The following is a 15,722-nucleotide window of genomic DNA, read 5'->3' as shown; positions in this document are numbered from 1 at the left end:
GTGCCCGCCAATGGTGCGGATCGCGACGGCGGACACCCAAAATCGCGGCGCTTGGGCGACAATCGGCGCATGAGCAAGATCCATATCCTCGGCATCGCCGGAACCTTCATGGGCGGCGTGGCCGCGCTGGCACGCGAACAGGGCTTCACCGTCGAGGGTAGCGACCAGGCGGTGTATCCGCCCATGTCGACCCAGCTGGAGAGGCTGGGCATCGAGCTGCGGCAGGGCTACCTGGCCGGCAACATCTCCGCCGATGCGGACGAGGTCGTCATCGGCAACGCGCTGTCGCGCGGGAACCCGGCGGTGGAGCAGGTGCTGGACGACGGCCGGCGTTACACCTCCGGCGCGCAGTGGCTGGCCGAGCGGGTGCTGCCCGGGCGCACCACGCTGGCGGTCGCCGGTACCCACGGCAAGACCACCACCACGACCATCCTGGCCTTCCTGCTGCAGGCGGCCGGTCGCGACCCGGGCTTCCTGATCGGCGGCGTGGCCGAGGATTTCGGCACGTCGGCGCGTCTGGGCAGCGGGCGCGAATTCGTGGTCGAGGCCGACGAGTACGACACCGCGTTCTTCGACAAGCGCAGCAAGTTCGTGCACTACCGGCCGACGGTGGCCATCCTCAACAACCTCGAATACGACCACGCCGACATCTTCCCGGACCTGGCCGCGATCCAGCGCCAGTTCCACCACCTCGTGCGCATCGTGCCGCGCGCCGGCCGGCTGGTCGTCAATGGCGAGGATGCGCACCTTGCGCAGGTGCTGGCGATGGGCTGCTGGACGCCGGTGGAAACCTTCGGCATCGAAGGCGCGGCGGTCGCGGTTCCGCGCGCCGAGGGTGGCGCCGGCTTCGACTGGAGCGCGCGACTGCTGCAGGCCGATGGCAGCGCCTTCGTGGTCGTGCATCGCGGGCAGGATGTCGGCACGCTGCGCTGGCCGCTGGTCGGCCGGCACAACGTGATGAACGCGCTGGCCGCGCTGGCCGCGGCGCATGCGGTCGGCGTGGATGCCGCGCAGGTGATTCCCGCGCTGGCCGGTTTCCAGAGCGTGAAGCGCCGCCTGGAAGTGCTCGGCACGCAGGGCGGGATCACCGTATACGACGATTTCGCCCACCACCCCACCGCGATCCGCACCACGCTCGAAGGCCTGCGGGCGCGGGTGGGCACGGCGCGGATCGTGGTGGCGATGGAGCCGCGCAGCAATTCGATGCGGCTGGGCGCACATGCCGAGGCGCTGGCGCCGTCGCTGGACCTCGCCGACGCGGTGGTGTTCCTGCACCGGCCCGAACTGGCCTGGGATGCCGGCCGCGTGGTCGCCGCGGTCAGGGGTGACGCGCGCACCGCGGCCGACACGGACGCGCTGCTCGAGGCGCTGCGCGGCACGGTGCAGCCGGGCGACCATGTGGTGTTCATGTCCAATGGCGGCTTCGATGGCGCGCCGCGACGCTTCGTGGCCCAGCTTGCGGAATGAACGGCGGGTGATGCGGCCATGACGCATCGCCACGCACCACGCGCTACCCTGATGCCATGCCCGTGACCGACAACGAAACGCTGCCGCTGTTCCCGCTGCATACGGTGCTGCTGCCGGGTGCGCCGCTGGGCCTGCGCGTGTTCGAGCGGCGCTACCTGGACCTGGTCTCCGAATGCGGCCGCAGCGGGCAGGGTTTCGGCATCTGCCTGATCCTCGAAGGCGAGGAGACCGGTGAACCAGCCACGCCGGCGGCATTCGGCGTGGAAGCGCGGATCGAGGATTTCGGCAGCGACCGCAACGGCCTGCTGACCCTGCAGGTGCGCGGCCAGCGCCGCTTCCGCGTGGTCCGCACGCGGGCGCGCGACAACGGCCTGCTGGTCGGCGACGTCCAGTGGTGCGATGAGGCCGGCGTTGTGCCGTTGCAGCCCCAGCACGCAGCGCTGGCGACCCTGCTGGCCGAGCTGCTGGACAAGGTCGGCGGCGAGTATCCCGACCTGGGGCATGCCACCGCCAACCTGCGCCAGCTCGAAGATGCGTCCTGGGTCGGCTGGCGGCTGGCCGAACTGCTGCCGGTTACCGACGAGCAGCGCCTGGCGCTGCTGCAGGAAGATGATCCACACCGGCGCCTGGACCGGTTGCTGGAGTGGATGGACGAGGAGGCGTAGCGGGCGCCTGCGCGTCGAAGCCTTCGGTCATCACGCGCAGCACCGGCAGCTTGGAACCCGGGTGCGGCGCCACCGCGTGCGGCAGGTCGGCCAGCGAGGCGATCGCCTTGTCCAGCGCCGGATCGGCGCCGCGCTGCGGGCGCCAGGTCACGACCAGGCCGAGTTCGTGGTGGAAATGCAGGGTCTGCGCGGTGCCCACCCACAGCGGCACGTCGCCTGGCTGCAGCTGCACCGGCGTCGGCCACAGCCGCAGCACGTGGCGCACCTGCTGGCCGGGCACGTCGCGGATCATCAGCAAAGCTTCGGTGCGCGCATCCAGCGTCGCGGGAAGGACCGGGACTTCGTCCGGATCGCCGTCGGTGTCCAGCAGCGTCACCGCCTGCACCCAGCGCGCCTGGGGCTGCATCCGCCAGCCATCGGCTTCAAGCCGCGCCTGCACCGGCGCCAGCGGGCCGGCGACCTGCACGTCCAGCGGCCAGCGCAGCTCGTCGTCGAATTCGTTGCGGCGTGCCGGCTGCAGCATCCATTCGTGGCTCCACCAGTCCTCCAGGTCCGCCAGGACCGGCAGCGCCGGCGGTGGCTCGAACTTGGCCAGCTTGGCTTCCACATTGCGCGGCGCGTACCACAGCGCGGCGGCGGCGAAGGAGCCGTAGAACACCCACGCCACCGGCTTGACCCAGAACGAGCGGTTGAAACGCCGGCGATAGGCGATGCCCAGCACCAGCAGCCAGACGATGCCCAGCAGCATCCCGCCGATCACGTCGCTGAGCCAGTGCGCGCCCAGGTACAGGCGCGCGAACCCGATGATCGCCACGGTCACGCCCGAGACCAGGTAGGGCCAGACCCGGTCGCGGCCCGGCATCTCGCGCGCGATCAGCACCGCGAAGAAGCCGAACGCGATCGTCGCCATGGTCACCGCGATCGAAGGAAAGCCGAAGCCGCTGCTCGCGCCGGGCGGGCGCACCACGTCCACGGTGGTGCCCAGCAGCCAGGTCAGGGCCAGGCCGAACGCCAGCGCCGCCAGCCAATGCGCCGCCGCCATCCAGCGCTGGCGCCAGATGAAGTACAGCAGCACCAGGGTGCAGGCCGGCGCCAGCACCGGCCAGTCGCCGAGCGAGGCCAGCGCGGCCATCGGATAGTCGGCCAGCGGATTGCGCAGGGCCAGCATCGCCTGGTGCACGGCCAGGTCCAGCGCCAGCGGCTCGCCATGGCCGACCACCACCAGCACCAAAGCGAACCACGCCCAGCCGATGGCCAGCAGCAGCACCGCCAGCAACGCCAGCGAGGTCGATTCGCGGTGTGCCGGATCGAAAACGGCAGCCGAATGCCGGCCCATCACCGGATGCCGGTGCGACCAGTCCAGTGCGCGGGCCAGCAGCGAATCGGCATGGTCGGCGAACCAGCGATAGGTGTAGAGCACCCAGGCCCAGGCCACGGCCAGGACCACCAGCAGCAGCCCGAGCACGATCACCAGGTGGCCGGCGACCGCGGCGATCGCGTCGTAGGCGCGGCCGAGTACCCAGCCCGGTGCCAGGAACAGCAGGCCCCAGGACAGGCAGGCCACGCCGCTGGCGAGGAAATAGCGGCGCAACGGCATGCGTGACATGCCGGCGATCGCCGGCACGAAGGGACGCACCGCCCCGACGTAGCGCGCGGCCAGGATGCTGGTGAAGGCGTTGCGCCGGAACAGGATCTCGCCGCGACCGAGCAGCTGCGGATAGCGGCGGAACGGCCACACGCCGTGCAGTTGCCCGCCCCAACGCCGGCCGACCCAGTAGCTCAGGCCATCGCCGAGGAAGGCGCCCACGGTCGCGCAGGCCACCGCGTAGGGGCCATTGATTTCGCCCATGCCGATCAGCACGCCGACCGCGAACAGCAGCGGCAGCGCCGGCACGATCGCGCCCACCACGATGAGGGCGTCACAGAAGGCGATGGCGAAGATCACCGCACCGGCGAGGATGGGGTGGTTCCCGATCCACGCCAGAACAGCGTCCATCCACGAGGATTCCATGGCGCCGATTATAAGAGGCGGCAACCTGCGCCCGCCTTAAGCGCGGATGGCTGGTCCGATCGCCAGCGGGTCGCGTTTGCGGTAGGCACAGGGTGGGGCCCTGCGGTCGCCCAGCCAGGACGCGCGGACCGGCGCCTTGCCGATGGCATGCCCTGCGGCCGACGCCGGCCCCTGCCGGAACACCGTTCCGGGCGACAATGAAGGCAACCGCACTCCGTCCCGCAGGCACTCCGATGACGACCCTGGCCGGCAAGACCCTCTTCATCACCGGCGCCTCGCGCGGCATCGGCCTTGCGATCGCCCTGCGCGCGGCGCGCGACGGCGCCAACGTGGCCATCGCCTCCAAGTCCTCGGTGCCCAACCCGAAGCTGCCCGGCACCATCCACCAGGCGGCCGAAGCGGTGATCGCCGCCGGCGGCCAGGGCCTGGCCCTGAAGTGCGACATCCGCGAGGAAGACCAGGTCAACGCGGCCGTCGCCGCCACGGTCGATGCGTTCGGCGGCATCGACATCCTGGTCAACAACGCCAGCGCGATCTGGCTGCGCGGCACGCTGGACACGCCGATGAAGCGCTTCGACCTGATGCAGCAGGTCAACGCGCGCGGCAGCTACCTGTGTGCGCAGGCCTGTCTTCCCTACCTGCTGCAGGCGCCCAATCCGCACATCCTCACCCTGGCGCCGCCGCCGTCGCTGGATCCGAAATGGTGGGGCCCGCACACCGGCTACACCCTGGCCAAGATGGGCATGAGCTTCGTCACCCTGGGCCTGGCCGCCGAATTCGGTCCACAGGGCGTGGCGGTGAACGCGCTGTGGCCGCGCACGCTGATCGGCACCGATGCGCTGAACATGATCCCCGGGGTGAGCATCGCCAACGGACGCCGGCCGGAAATCATGGCCGACGCCGCGCGCGAAGTGCTGGTGCGCACGGCGCGCGGTTTCACCGGGCGATTCCTGATCGACGACGAAGTGCTGGCAGAAGCCGGCGTCACCGACCTGGCCGGGTATGCGGTGGACCCCACGCAACCGCTGCTGCCGGACCTGTTCCTGGATTGAGCCTTTCCCGGCGCGAAGTGACGGTTCGGCAGTCGTGGGTAGGAGCGGGCATGACCGCGACACCGACGCGCTCGCAACCACGACGGCGTGGCTTGAGAGAGCTTCGGATAAACGGGGCTTCAGCATCGCCGACTGCCTCGGTGTCGCGGTCATGCCCGCTCCTACAGAAGTGGGCGATGCGGACGGCGGACTCCAGGTCGCGACAGCCACGAGCTCGGTACTGGCGATACCGCGTGATCGCCGCATCGCCATGTCGGCGGGTGCGTCCTGCAAAATGGCGGCCTGACCCCACCGGAGCGCCACCATGAAGTACCTGCACGCGATGATCCGCGTCCATGACCTGGAAGCGACCAGCCGCTTCTTCACCGAAGGGCTGGGACTGCGGCAGACCCGGCGCATGGACAACGAGGCCGGTCGCTTCACCCTGGTCTATTTCGGTGCCCCGGAAAACCCCGAGGCCGAGGTGGAGCTGACGTATAACTGGCCGCCGGCCGATGGTTCCCCGGTCGAGGATTACGGCAGTGCCCGCAACTTCGGCCACCTGGCCTTCGAGGTCGACGACATCTACGTGCTCTGCGCGCACCTGCAGTCGCTGGGCGTGACCATCAACCGCCCACCGCGCGATGGCCGCATGGCCTTCGTGCGCACGCCCGACCTCATTTCGATCGAGCTGCTGCAGAAGGGCGCCGCGCTGCCGCCGGCCGAGCCGTGGACGTCGATGCCGAACACAGGCAGCTGGTGAGGCGCGCCTCCGGGGTTGCGTGGAGCGGGGCTCGCCCCGCTGCTCCCGGTCGGAAGTAGCCCGGCCCGTGAGGCAGCCGGGCAAGCCCGGCGCCATGGAGTGGCCGGTTGCCTTGCACTGCATGGCGCGTTGGGGAGCGATAATGGCCGCGCCGGCAACCGTCGGCGCCCTCCACGGATCCCCGCCATCACCATGAACGATACGACGCTGCCCGCCGGCGACACCGCCGCGCTGCTCGATCTCGGCCGCCACTACTACCTGCCCGTCTACCGCCCGCGCGAGCTGGTGCTGGAGCGAGGCCAGGGCGCGCGCCTATGGGATAGCGAAGGTCGCGAGTACGTCGATTTCGCAGCCGGGATCGCCGTGTGCGGGCTGGGCCACAACGACCCGGACCTGCATGCAGCCCTGGTCGAGCAGGCCGGCAAGCTGTGGCACACCAGCAACATCTTCTACAGCGAGCCGCCGCTGCGCCTGGCAGAGGAACTGGTCGGCGCTTCGCGCTTCGCCGAGCGCGTGTTCCTGTGCAACTCCGGCGCCGAGGCCAACGAGGCGGCGATCAAGCTGGTGCGCAAGTGGGCCGCCGCGCAGGGCCGGCCGCCGCAGCAGCGGGTGATCGTCACCTTCCGCGGCAGCTTCCACGGCCGCACCCTGGCCGCGGTCACCGCCACCGCCCAGCCCAAGTACCAGGAAGGCTACGAGCCGTTGCCGGGCGGTTTCCGCTACGTCGACTTCAACGACATCACCCAGCTTGAAACGGCGATGGCCGCTGGCGACGTGGCGGCGGTGATGCTCGAACCGGTGCAGGGCGAGGGCGGGGTGATGCCGGCCGCGTCCGGTTTCCTGCAGCAGGTCCGCGCGCTGTGCGACCACCATGGCGCGCTGCTGGTGCTGGACGAGATCCAGGCCGGCATGGGCCGCACCGGGACCCTGTTCGCGCACTGGCAGGATGGCGTGGTGCCGGACATCGTCACCCTGGCCAAGGCGCTGGGTGGCGGCTTCCCGATCGGCGCGATGCTGGCAGGGCCGAAGGTCGCCCAGGCGATGCAGTTCGGCGCGCACGGCACCACCTTCGGCGGCAACCCGCTGGCCGCGGCGGTGGCCCGGGTCGCGCTGCGCAAGATCGCCTCGGCGCAGGTCGCATCGAACGTGTCGCGGCAGTCGCAGGCGTTGCGCGAGGGCTTGCTGGCGATCGGCGCGGAGTTCGATCTCTTCGCGCAAGTGCGCGGCCGCGGCCTGATGCTCGGCGCGGTGCTCAAGCCCGCCTTCGCCGGGCGCGCCGGCGAAATCCTCGACCACGCCGCCGCGCACGGCCTGCTGCTGCTGCAGGCCGGTCCGGACGTGCTGCGCCTGGTGCCGGCCTTGAACATCACCGATGCCGATGTGGCCGAAGGCCTGGCACGACTGCGCGCGGCGGTGGCGAAGTTGGTCGGGCGCTGAGTGGCGGCGGGCGGCCTCGTCAGGCTATTGCGTTAGACTGCGCGTCCGTCCGGGGGGTGCCGGTGGGAGTGTCCGGGTAGTCGGGCGCGTTATTCCAGAGGCACCGTCGCGGTAAAGGGGTGGTTCCAGCGATCTGGCGGTGCGCATGTGGCGCGCCGGCGTTACGCGCTGGAGCCCGGACGGGCGGGGGGCAAAGCGTGACAGCCAGTGCGACCGGCCATGCGGCCGAGACGCGCCTGCGCGCGCAACGCCATGCCGTGCGGGCCTGCAAGGGCACCGTGCCTGGTCCGTTTCCTCGAATCCAGCGCCGACCAGGTGCGCCAGTCGATGGCGCCCGCCTATCCAATTGACCCGGAGCCGCACGTGCCGATCGATCCGACATCCATCACCACTGCTTCCTTTATCGCCAGGTCGGGGAACGCGCGCGCGCTGTCCGGGCTTGGTGTCACGCATGGCAATTGCGTGAAGCGGCGCAATGGACGGACAAGGGGCCGAAGGCTGCTGCTTGCCGGGGTGGCACTGCTGGGCATGAACGTTGCCGTTCCCGCCATGGCGGCCGTCTCCAGCGGTTGCGCCGCGATCCAGGCCCACTGGGGCGGCGGCATCACTCTTTCCGGAGGGAGCGAGGACTGGTCATCGGGCTACTCGGTGACCGCGGGTGAAAGGATCACCTACCACGCGACCACTTCCGGTAGCACCAACCTGTCCAACAACCCCTTCAGCGGAGCCGGCTTCGCCATGTATCGCGAGAGCGGTGCTCAGCCGGAAGACATCGTTGTGGAGGAGTACGCGCACTCGGGCAACGAGATCGACCTGCACGGCACCCATACCGTCCCGTCCGACGACAGCGATTTCATCGTCTACCTCTGGTCGGGCTCCAGCGATGCCACTGCAACGGCCACGGTGACCTGCCAGGGTGCGGTGCCGACCGTCACCGACGGCAACATCAGCCTGTCCGGGGCCAGCGGCACCGGTGGTGCGTACCGCATCGGCGATGTCGTTACCGTGACCTGGAACAATACCGCCACGGGTGACAACAGCGGCGGCGTGAGCGGCGTGACCGTGGACTTCTCGCAGTTTGGCGGCGGCGCCGCGATTGCCGCCTCCATCAGCGGCAATACCTGGGTTGCGACCTACACGATCAGCCCCGGTGTCATCGATATGTCGAACCGCAATGTCAGCGTGACGGCGACCGGCTCCGGCGGGAGTACCACCGCCGCCGACACTACGAACGCGATCGTGGACAACATCGCCCCGACGGTGAGCGACGGCCAGATCGGCATCACTGGCGCGACCGGGACTGCAGGGGCGTTCAAGATCGGCGACACGGTCACCGCCTCCTGGAACAACGCCGCGGGCGGCGACAACAACTCCGATACGCTCGCCGGCGTAACGGTGAACTTCAGCGCATTCGGCGGCGCCTCTGCCGTGGTGGCCGTGAACAGCGGCGGCACCTGGACGGCGACCCATACGATCACGGCAGGCGCCATCAATGCGGGCACGAATCGAAACGTGGCGGCCACTGTCCTGGACAACGCCGGGAATGTGACGACTACCGCCGACACCAGCAACGCCGCAGTGGACAACCAGGCGCCAACCGTCGCCGGGAGTGCGCCGGCCGGCGGCGGTGTGTCCACCGACACCTCGGTGGATTTCCTTGTGAATTTCAGCGAGCCGGTAAGCGGCGTATCGGTAGACGACTTCGCCTTGGCCACCACCGGCGGCGCCAGCGGCGCCATCGGATCGGTGACCGGCAGTGGCAGCAGCTATACCGTGACGGTATCGGGCATCAGCGGTTCCGGCACGCTCAAGGTCGGCCTCAATGCTGCCACCGATATCGCCGACGCCGCCGGCAACGCCGGGCCGGCCGCGTACACCTCAGGCACCGCGCACACCGTGGCCATTCCCACCGCGCCAGCGGCGCCGACCATCGGCACGGCTACCGCCGGCGATGGCCAGGTCTCGGTCACCTTCACCGCGCCGGGCAACAACGGCGGCTCGGCGATCACCACCTATACCGCTACCGCCAGTCCCGGGGGCGCCTCCGGGACCTGTGCCGGCCCGGCGGCCTGCACCGCCACGGTGACCGGCCTCACCAACGGCACCGCGTACACCTTCACCGTGACCGCGACCAATGCGATCGGCACCAGCGCGGTGTCGGGGGCCTCCAATTCGGCCACGCCCAAGGGCAACCAGACCATCACGTTCGGCAATCCGGGCGCGCGGAACTTCGGGACGCCTGCGACCCTGTCGGCCACGGCCACTTCCTCGCTGACGCCGACCTTCAGTTCCTCGACCACCGGCGTGTGCACCATCACCTCCGGGGGTGCGCTGACCTTCGTTACCGCCGGCAGCTGCACCATCGACGCCGACCAGGCCGGCAACACCGCCTGGAACGCGGCCACCACGGTGACCCAGACCTTCACCGTCAACGCGGTCGTGCCCGGTGCGCCGACCATCGGCACGGCCACGGCCGGCGATACCCAGGCCACGGTGACTTTCACCGCGCCGGCGTCCACCGGCGGTGCCGCGATCATTGCCAGCGGCTACACCGTCACAGCCAGTCCGGGCGGCGCCACCGCCACGGGCAGCAGCTCGCCGATCACGGTCACGGGGCTGACCAACGGCGTGGCCTATACGTTCACGGTCACCGCGACGAATTCGGCGGGCGAAGGTTCCGCATCAGCCGCCAGCAACTCGGTGATCCCGGCTTCGCCGCAGACCATCACTTTCGGCAACCCGGGCACGCAGAACTTCGGCACCACGCCGACGCTGACCGCGAGTTCGGATGCCGGCGGCGGCTATCCGGTCAGCTTCACCTCTTCGACGACCGGGGTGTGCACGATCACGGCCGGGGGCGCGCTGACCTCCGTGAGTATCGGCAGCTGCACCATCAACGCCAACCAGGCCGGTGACAGCAGCTTCCTGGCCGCGCCCCAGGTCTCGCAGACGTTCACCGTCGCCGCGGTGGTACCCGCTGCGCCGACCGCGGCCACGGCGAGCGCCGGTGACACCCAGGCCAGCATCGCCTTCAATGCGCCGGTGTTCATCGGCGGCACGGCGATCACCGGGTACACCGTGACCGTGTCGCCGGCGGACGTGGCGCCGGTCAGCGGCGCAAGCTCGCCGATCGTGGTCACCGGCCTGACCAACGGCCAGCCCTACACGTTCACCGTCACCGCGACCAATTCGGCGGGTACGGGCAGTGCCTCGGCGGCTTCCAACTCGATCACCCCCGCGGCGACGCAGACGATCACCTTCGCCGCGCCTGGTGCGCAGAACTTCGGTACGACGCCGACGTTCACCGCCACCGCCGATTCGGGCCTGACGCCGACGTTCAGCTCGTCCACCACCGGCGTGTGCACGATCACCAGCGGCGGCGCGCTGACCTTCGTCACCGCCGGCACCTGCACGATCAACGCCGACCAGGCGGGCAACGGCAGCTATCTGGCCGCCCCCCAGGTGACCCGCACGTTCACGGTCAATGCCGTGGTTCCGGGCGCGCCGGTCATCGGCACGGCCACCATCACCGGTGCCGACCAGGCGAGCGTCGCGTTTACCGCGCCGGCGTTCACCGGTGGTGTCGCGATCACCGGCTACACCGTCACCGCCAATCCCGGCGGGGCGACGGCCACCGGCTCCGTCTCGCCGGTCGTCTTCGACGGCCTGACACCCGGGACCAGCTACACCTTCACCGTCACCGCAAACAACGCCGCTGGCACCGGCTCGGCCTCGGCGGCCTCCAACGCGATCACCCCGTTGCCCGCGCTCGTGGCCGGCCCCGTCAGCGCCACCGTGGCCTATGGCTCGTCCGCCACGCCGATCACGCTGGACATCACCGGCGCACCGGCCTCGGTGGCGGTGGCGACCGCGCCGGCCCACGGCACCGTCTCGGTGAGCGGCACGACCCTGAGCTACACGCCTGCCGCCGGCTACAGCGGCCCGGACAGCTTCAGCTATACCGCCAGCGACGCGTACAGCACGTCGGCGGCCGCTGTCGTGAGCATCACCGTGTCCGCACCGGCCCTGTCGATCACCACGAACACCCTGGCCGACGGTACCGCCGGTGCCGCCTACGCGCAGGCGCTGGCCGCAAGTGGCGGCGCGGCGCCATACAGCTTTTCGGTCACTGCTGGCGCGCTGCCGGCAGGCCTGTCGCTCTCGGCCACAGGCGAACTGTCGGGCGCGCCCTCGCAGGCCGGCACGTTCAACCTGACCATCACCGCCACCGACAGCAGCACCGGCACCGGGCCGTTCACGGCGTCGCAGGGCTACACGCTGACCGTGGATGCACCGGCGATCGTGCTCGATCCGGCCGCACTGCCGGCGGCCAGCGGCGCCAGCCCGTACCAGCAGGCGATCACTGCCAGCGGCGGCCTCGCGCCGTACCAGTTCACGGTGATCGCGGGCGAACTGCCGCCGGGCCTGGCCCTGTCGGCATCGGGCCAGTTCAGCGGCGAACCGGCTGCCGCAGGCACCTATGCGTTCACCGTGCAGGCCGCCGATGCCAACGGCTTCACCGGCAGCCAGGCCTACAGCCTGACCGTGGAAACGGTCGCGCAGGTGATCGGGGGCTTCATCGCCACCCCGGTCGAACCGGTGTTTGCACAGGGCGGCACCTTCAGCGTGTCGGCCACGGGTGGTGCATCCGGCAATCCGGTCGTGTTCGGCTCGGCCACGCCGGCCGTGTGCCGGGTCGAAGGTGCTTCGGTCACCATGCTCGCCTCCGGCGTGTGCTCGCTGACCGCCGACCAGGCTGGCGATGCGGTGTACGCGGCGGCCGTGCAGGCACGGCTGGAGGTGACCATCGCCGCCGCCGTCCCCGTGCTGGCCTGGCTGGCTGACCTGGACAAGGTCTACGGCGAGGACGACTTCGACCTCCCCGATCCGCAGAGCAACAGCGCTGGCGCGTTCACTTTCACCAGCAGCAATCCGCAGGTGGCCACGGTCAGCGGCCGTACCGTCCGCCTGGTCGGCGAAGGTACGGCGGTGCTGGTCGCCAGCCAGGCCGCGAGCGGCAGCTTCCTCGCCGCATCGATCCAGGTGCAGCTGGTGGTGTCGTCCCGTCCTGATCCGACCACCGACGCCCAGGTCACCGGCGGCCTGCAGGCCCAGGTCGATGCGGCCGTGCGCTTCGCCCAGGTCCAGCAGGCCAACATCCGCGACCGGCTGCGCCAGGTGCGTGGCGGGCAGAACGCCTCGAGCACCAACCTGACCCTGGCCTATGCCGGCAGCGATCGCATGCCGGGCATGTCGGTACCGGTCGGCCAGGCGGCGCAGGGAGCGATCCCGGCACTGCCCCAGGGCTGGGGCGTGTGGCTGGCCGGCACGGCCACGTTCGGCCAGGCCGGACGCAATGGCAGCCTCGGCGGCGCGTTCGACTTCAACACCGGCGGCATCACCCTCGGCGCCGACCGCGCCGTGGGCGAACACATGCTCCTGGGCATGGCCGGCAGCTGGGGTCGCCAGGGCACCGACTTCGACGACACGCCTTCGCAGGTCGATGCCGACCAGACCTCGCTCGCCGTGTACGGCCTGTGGCGCGCGGGCGAACACCTGTTCCTCGACGGCATGCTGGCCACCGGCCGCCTGGACTTCGAACTGGCCCGCTGGAGCGAGGTGGCCGGTGCGACCGCGCAGGCCGACCGCGGCGGCGACCAGTGGTTCGGTTCGCTGACCTTCGGCTACGAGCACCGCAATGCGCGTGGCATGACCCTGACCGGCTATGGCCGCTATGACGGCCACCGTTCCGAGCTGGAGGCCTACCGCGAACACGGACTGGGCATCTTCGACCTGGCCTACGGCGACCAGCGCGTGGACAACAGCGCTCTGGCCGTGGGCCTTGAAGGCAACCATGCCTTCCAGGGCGACCGCACCCGCTGGCGTCCTTTCTGGAGCGTGGAATACCGCAAGGCGCTGGAGAACCAGGGCGATGCCTCGCTCAACTACGTGCAGCGTCCTCTGGCAAGCGATTACACCCTGGCCATGCGCAGCTACAACGACGACATGTTCGCCCTGGGGGGCGGTGTCGAGCTGCAGCTGGACAGCGGCTGGATGTTCTCGTTGCTGCTGGGCCACGAGCAGGGTCGCAACCAGATGCGCAGCAACAGCATCGGCCTGCAGGTCCGCTTCGGCGCGCAGTCCGGCCCTTCGCCGGTGTACGTGGACGATGACCGGCTGGGTTACAACGATCCGGCCGACCATGGCTGTGGGGCGCGTGCGCGAGGTTGCCGCACGCGCGGCACCCAGCCCTGATGCAGACCGTCCCGGCCCCTTGCGGGGCCGGGGCATGGCGTGATGTGCGCAGGGCTCAGGAACGGCGCCGAGCGGTCACCGGAACGTGCGGGCGAGGCGCGGTCCCTGTCTTTCCAGCGCCTCAGTCGGGCATGGGCGCAGATGCGCCCACCAGCCCATGGCGCTTCAGCACCTTGCGCAGCGAGCGCGCGTCCCTGGCCGTGTCGGCCTGCAGTCCGGCTGCGCGTGCGCCCTGCACGTTGACGAACTTGTCGTCGACGAACAGCACGTGCGCCGCAGGCACATCGAAATGTTCCAGCGCCCTGGCGAAGATCGCCGCGTCGGGCTTGCGCACGCCCAGCGCGCCGCTGCACAGAACCCGCCCATCGAGCAGGGGAAACAGCGGCGCGATGATCGCGCGCATCGCCTCGGACATCAGTGCGCCGTTGTTGGTGAGCACGCCGATCGGCGTGTGCGCCGCCACCGCCAGCACCTGTCCGATCACGCGGGTGTCGGCGTGGTTGCCGGCTGCGCGCGAGGCGATCCAGGCAGCCTGGTCGATCGCGCATCCCAGTCCGTCGCCCAGGCGGCGCAGGTAGGTGGCCGTGTCGATCAGGCCGCTGTCGTACTCGGTCTCCAGGCCCGAAGCGAACAGCACGTCGGCGACGCGTGCATGCTCGCAGCCTGCGGCGATGGCCAGATGCGCGATGCGCCGCCCGTGCGAGTAGTGCGCCAGCACGCCGTCGAAGTCGAGCAGCAGCAGGCGTGGGCGCACCGCGACGGTCATCCGCGGGCGACGACCCCGAACGCGCCGCGTGCGGCTTCGATGGTCGCGGCGATCACCGCGTCGTCGTGCGCGCTGGACATGAAGCCGGCCTCGTACGCCGACGGCGCCAGGAACACGCCGCGCTCGAGCATGGCGTGGAAGAAGCGGTTGAACGCACCGATGTCGCACGCGGTGGCCTGCGCATAGGTCTCCACCTGCTGGTCGGTGAAGAACAGGCCGAACATCGCGCCGACGCGGGTGGTGGTCACCGCCACGCCGGCGTCGCGCGCGGCCGCTTCCAGGCCTTCGCACAGCGACGCGGTGGCCGCGGCCAGGCGCTCGTGGAAGCCCGGCGCCTGGATGAGTTCCAGCATCGCCAGGCCGGCGGCCATCGCCACCGGATTGCCGGACAGCGTGCCGGCCTGGTAGATCGGCCCGGCCGGTGCGATCTGCTGCATGAGGTCGCGGCGGCCGCCGTAGGCGCCCACCGGCATGCCGCCGCCGATGATCTTGCCGAAGGTGCTCAGGTCCGGGGTGATGCCGTAGTGAGCCTGGGCACCGCCCAAGGCCACGCGGAAGCCGGTCATCACCTCGTCGAAGATCAGCAGCGTGCCGTGCTTCGTGCACAGCTCGCGCAGGTGTTGCAGGTAGCCTTCGCGCGGCGGGATGCAGTTGGCATTGCCGACCACCGGTTCGATGATCAGCGCGGCGATCTCGTGGCCGATCTCGTCGAACAGTTTCGTCGCGCCTTCGAAGTCGTTGTAACTCAGGGTGCTGGTCAGCTCGCTCAGCCCGGCTGGCACGCCCGGCGACGTCGGTACGCCGAGCGTGAGCATGCCGCTGCCCGCCTTGACCAGGAACGAGTCGCCGTGGCCGTGGTAGCAGCCCTCGAACTTGACGATGCGCTGGCGGCCGGTGGCGCCGCGCGCCAGGCGGATCGCCGAGAGCGTCGCTTCGGTGCCGGAGTTGACCATGCGCACCATCTCGCACGACGGCGCCAGCCGGGTGATCGTCTCGGCCATGGTCACCTCGGCCGCGCACGGCGCGCCGAACGAAAGCCCGTCGCCGATCGCCTTCTGCACCGCGTCGCGCACCGCCGGGTGGTTGTGGCCGACGATCATCGGGCCCCACGAGCCGACGTAGTCGATGTAGCGGTTGCCGTCGACGTCGTACAGGTAGGCGCCATCGGCACGCTGCACGAAGAACGGTTCGCCGCCGACCGACTTGAACGCGCGCACCGGCGAGTTGACCCCGCCCGGCAGCAGCTGCTGTGCGCGTGCGAAGAGGGCGTGGGAGCGGTCGTGGTTCATCGGGGGACTTCCTGCGTGCGAAAGGCGCCATTGTAGGA

Annotated in this window: 9 protein-coding genes; 6 read left to right on the top strand and 3 right to left on the bottom strand. The window is 70.2% G+C overall.

Annotation, left to right across the window (positions count from 1 at the left end):
• Positions 1 to 69 precede the first annotated feature (69 nt).
• Positions 70 to 1,467: a UDP-N-acetylmuramate:L-alanyl-gamma-D-glutamyl-meso-diaminopimelate ligase gene (gene mpl, locus MNQ95_RS03785; RefSeq protein ID WP_241953854.1), complete on the top strand. Its 1,398-nt coding sequence runs from the start codon at positions 70 to 72 to the stop codon at positions 1,465 to 1,467.
• Positions 1,468 to 1,523: 56 nt separating this feature from the next.
• Complete coding sequence (locus MNQ95_RS03780) at positions 1,524 to 2,132, top strand: LON peptidase substrate-binding domain-containing protein (RefSeq protein WP_241953853.1); 609 nt, start codon at positions 1,524 to 1,526, stop codon at positions 2,130 to 2,132.
• Here MNQ95_RS03780 and MNQ95_RS03775 read toward each other — a convergent pair.
• Positions 2,041 to 4,143 (bottom strand): bifunctional DedA family/phosphatase PAP2 family protein, encoded by a 2,103-nt coding sequence (locus MNQ95_RS03775; RefSeq protein WP_241953852.1) that lies wholly within the window; start codon positions 4,141 to 4,143, stop codon positions 2,041 to 2,043. The two genes, MNQ95_RS03780 and MNQ95_RS03775, sit on opposite strands and share 92 nt — an antisense overlap.
• Before the next feature lie 233 nt (positions 4,144 to 4,376).
• On the opposite strand from MNQ95_RS03775, the gene MNQ95_RS03770 reads away from it, so the two are divergent.
• The 4 genes from MNQ95_RS03770 (at position 4,377) to MNQ95_RS03755 (ending at position 13,629) form a co-directional block, all read left to right on the top strand.
• On the top strand, positions 4,377 to 5,195 hold the full coding sequence (locus MNQ95_RS03770) for an SDR family oxidoreductase (protein WP_241953851.1): 819 nt from the start codon (positions 4,377 to 4,379) through the stop codon (positions 5,193 to 5,195).
• A 304-nt stretch (positions 5,196 to 5,499) separates the two neighbouring features.
• Complete coding sequence (locus MNQ95_RS03765; RefSeq protein ID WP_241953850.1) at positions 5,500 to 5,937, top strand: VOC family protein; 438 nt, start codon at positions 5,500 to 5,502, stop codon at positions 5,935 to 5,937.
• A 192-nt stretch (positions 5,938 to 6,129) separates the two neighbouring features.
• Positions 6,130 to 7,374 carry an acetylornithine transaminase gene (locus MNQ95_RS03760; RefSeq protein WP_241953849.1) on the top strand — a complete coding sequence of 415 codons (1,245 nt, stop codon included), beginning with the start codon at positions 6,130 to 6,132 and terminating at the stop codon, positions 7,372 to 7,374.
• Between the two features lie 528 nt (positions 7,375 to 7,902).
• Complete coding sequence (locus MNQ95_RS03755; protein WP_241953848.1) at positions 7,903 to 13,629, top strand: fibronectin type III domain-containing protein; 5,727 nt, start codon at positions 7,903 to 7,905, stop codon at positions 13,627 to 13,629.
• Between the two features lie 121 nt (positions 13,630 to 13,750).
• Here the strand turns inward: MNQ95_RS03755 and MNQ95_RS03750 are convergent, their stop codons facing one another.
• Together MNQ95_RS03750 and hemL are read right to left on the bottom strand one after the other, a co-directional pair.
• Positions 13,751 to 14,395, bottom strand: a complete 645-nt coding sequence (locus MNQ95_RS03750; RefSeq protein ID WP_241953847.1) for an HAD-IA family hydrolase — start codon at positions 14,393 to 14,395, stop codon at positions 13,751 to 13,753.
• A complete protein-coding gene (hemL, locus tag MNQ95_RS03745) occupies positions 14,392 to 15,684 on the bottom strand; it encodes a glutamate-1-semialdehyde 2,1-aminomutase (RefSeq protein ID WP_241953846.1) in 1,293 nt (430 codons plus the stop codon). Before hemL ends, MNQ95_RS03750 begins: the two co-directional genes overlap by 4 nt.
• Between the last annotated feature and the right edge of the window lie 38 nt (positions 15,685 to 15,722).

This window comes from Pseudoxanthomonas daejeonensis, assembly GCF_022637495.1.
Taxonomy (GTDB): Bacteria; Pseudomonadota; Gammaproteobacteria; order Xanthomonadales; family Xanthomonadaceae; genus Pseudoxanthomonas; species Pseudoxanthomonas daejeonensis.
Note: the sequence above shows the minus strand (reverse complement) of the source record. Positions and strands in the feature narration are given on the sequence as shown.

Bases quoted from the DNA above. Each gene is read 5' to 3' on its own strand.
- MNQ95_RS03755 (WP_241953848.1), top strand. From the start codon at position 7,903: ATGAACGTTGCCGTTCCCGCCATGGCGGCCGTCTCCAGCGGTTGCGCC.
- MNQ95_RS03765 (WP_241953850.1), top strand. From the start codon at position 5,500: ATGAAGTACCTGCACGCGATGATCCGCGTCCATGACCTGGAAGCGACC.
- hemL (WP_241953846.1), bottom strand. From the start codon at position 15,684: ATGAACCACGACCGCTCCCACGCCCTCTTCGCACGCGCACAGCAGCTG.
- MNQ95_RS03775 (WP_241953852.1), bottom strand. From the start codon at position 4,143: ATGGAATCCTCGTGGATGGACGCTGTTCTGGCGTGGATCGGGAACCAC.
- MNQ95_RS03770 (WP_241953851.1), top strand. From the start codon at position 4,377: ATGACGACCCTGGCCGGCAAGACCCTCTTCATCACCGGCGCCTCGCGC.
- MNQ95_RS03750 (WP_241953847.1), bottom strand. From the start codon at position 14,395: ATGACCGTCGCGGTGCGCCCACGCCTGCTGCTGCTCGACTTCGACGGC.
- mpl (WP_241953854.1), top strand. From the start codon at position 70: ATGAGCAAGATCCATATCCTCGGCATCGCCGGAACCTTCATGGGCGGC.
- MNQ95_RS03780 (WP_241953853.1), top strand. From the start codon at position 1,524: ATGCCCGTGACCGACAACGAAACGCTGCCGCTGTTCCCGCTGCATACG.
- MNQ95_RS03760 (WP_241953849.1), top strand. From the start codon at position 6,130: ATGAACGATACGACGCTGCCCGCCGGCGACACCGCCGCGCTGCTCGAT.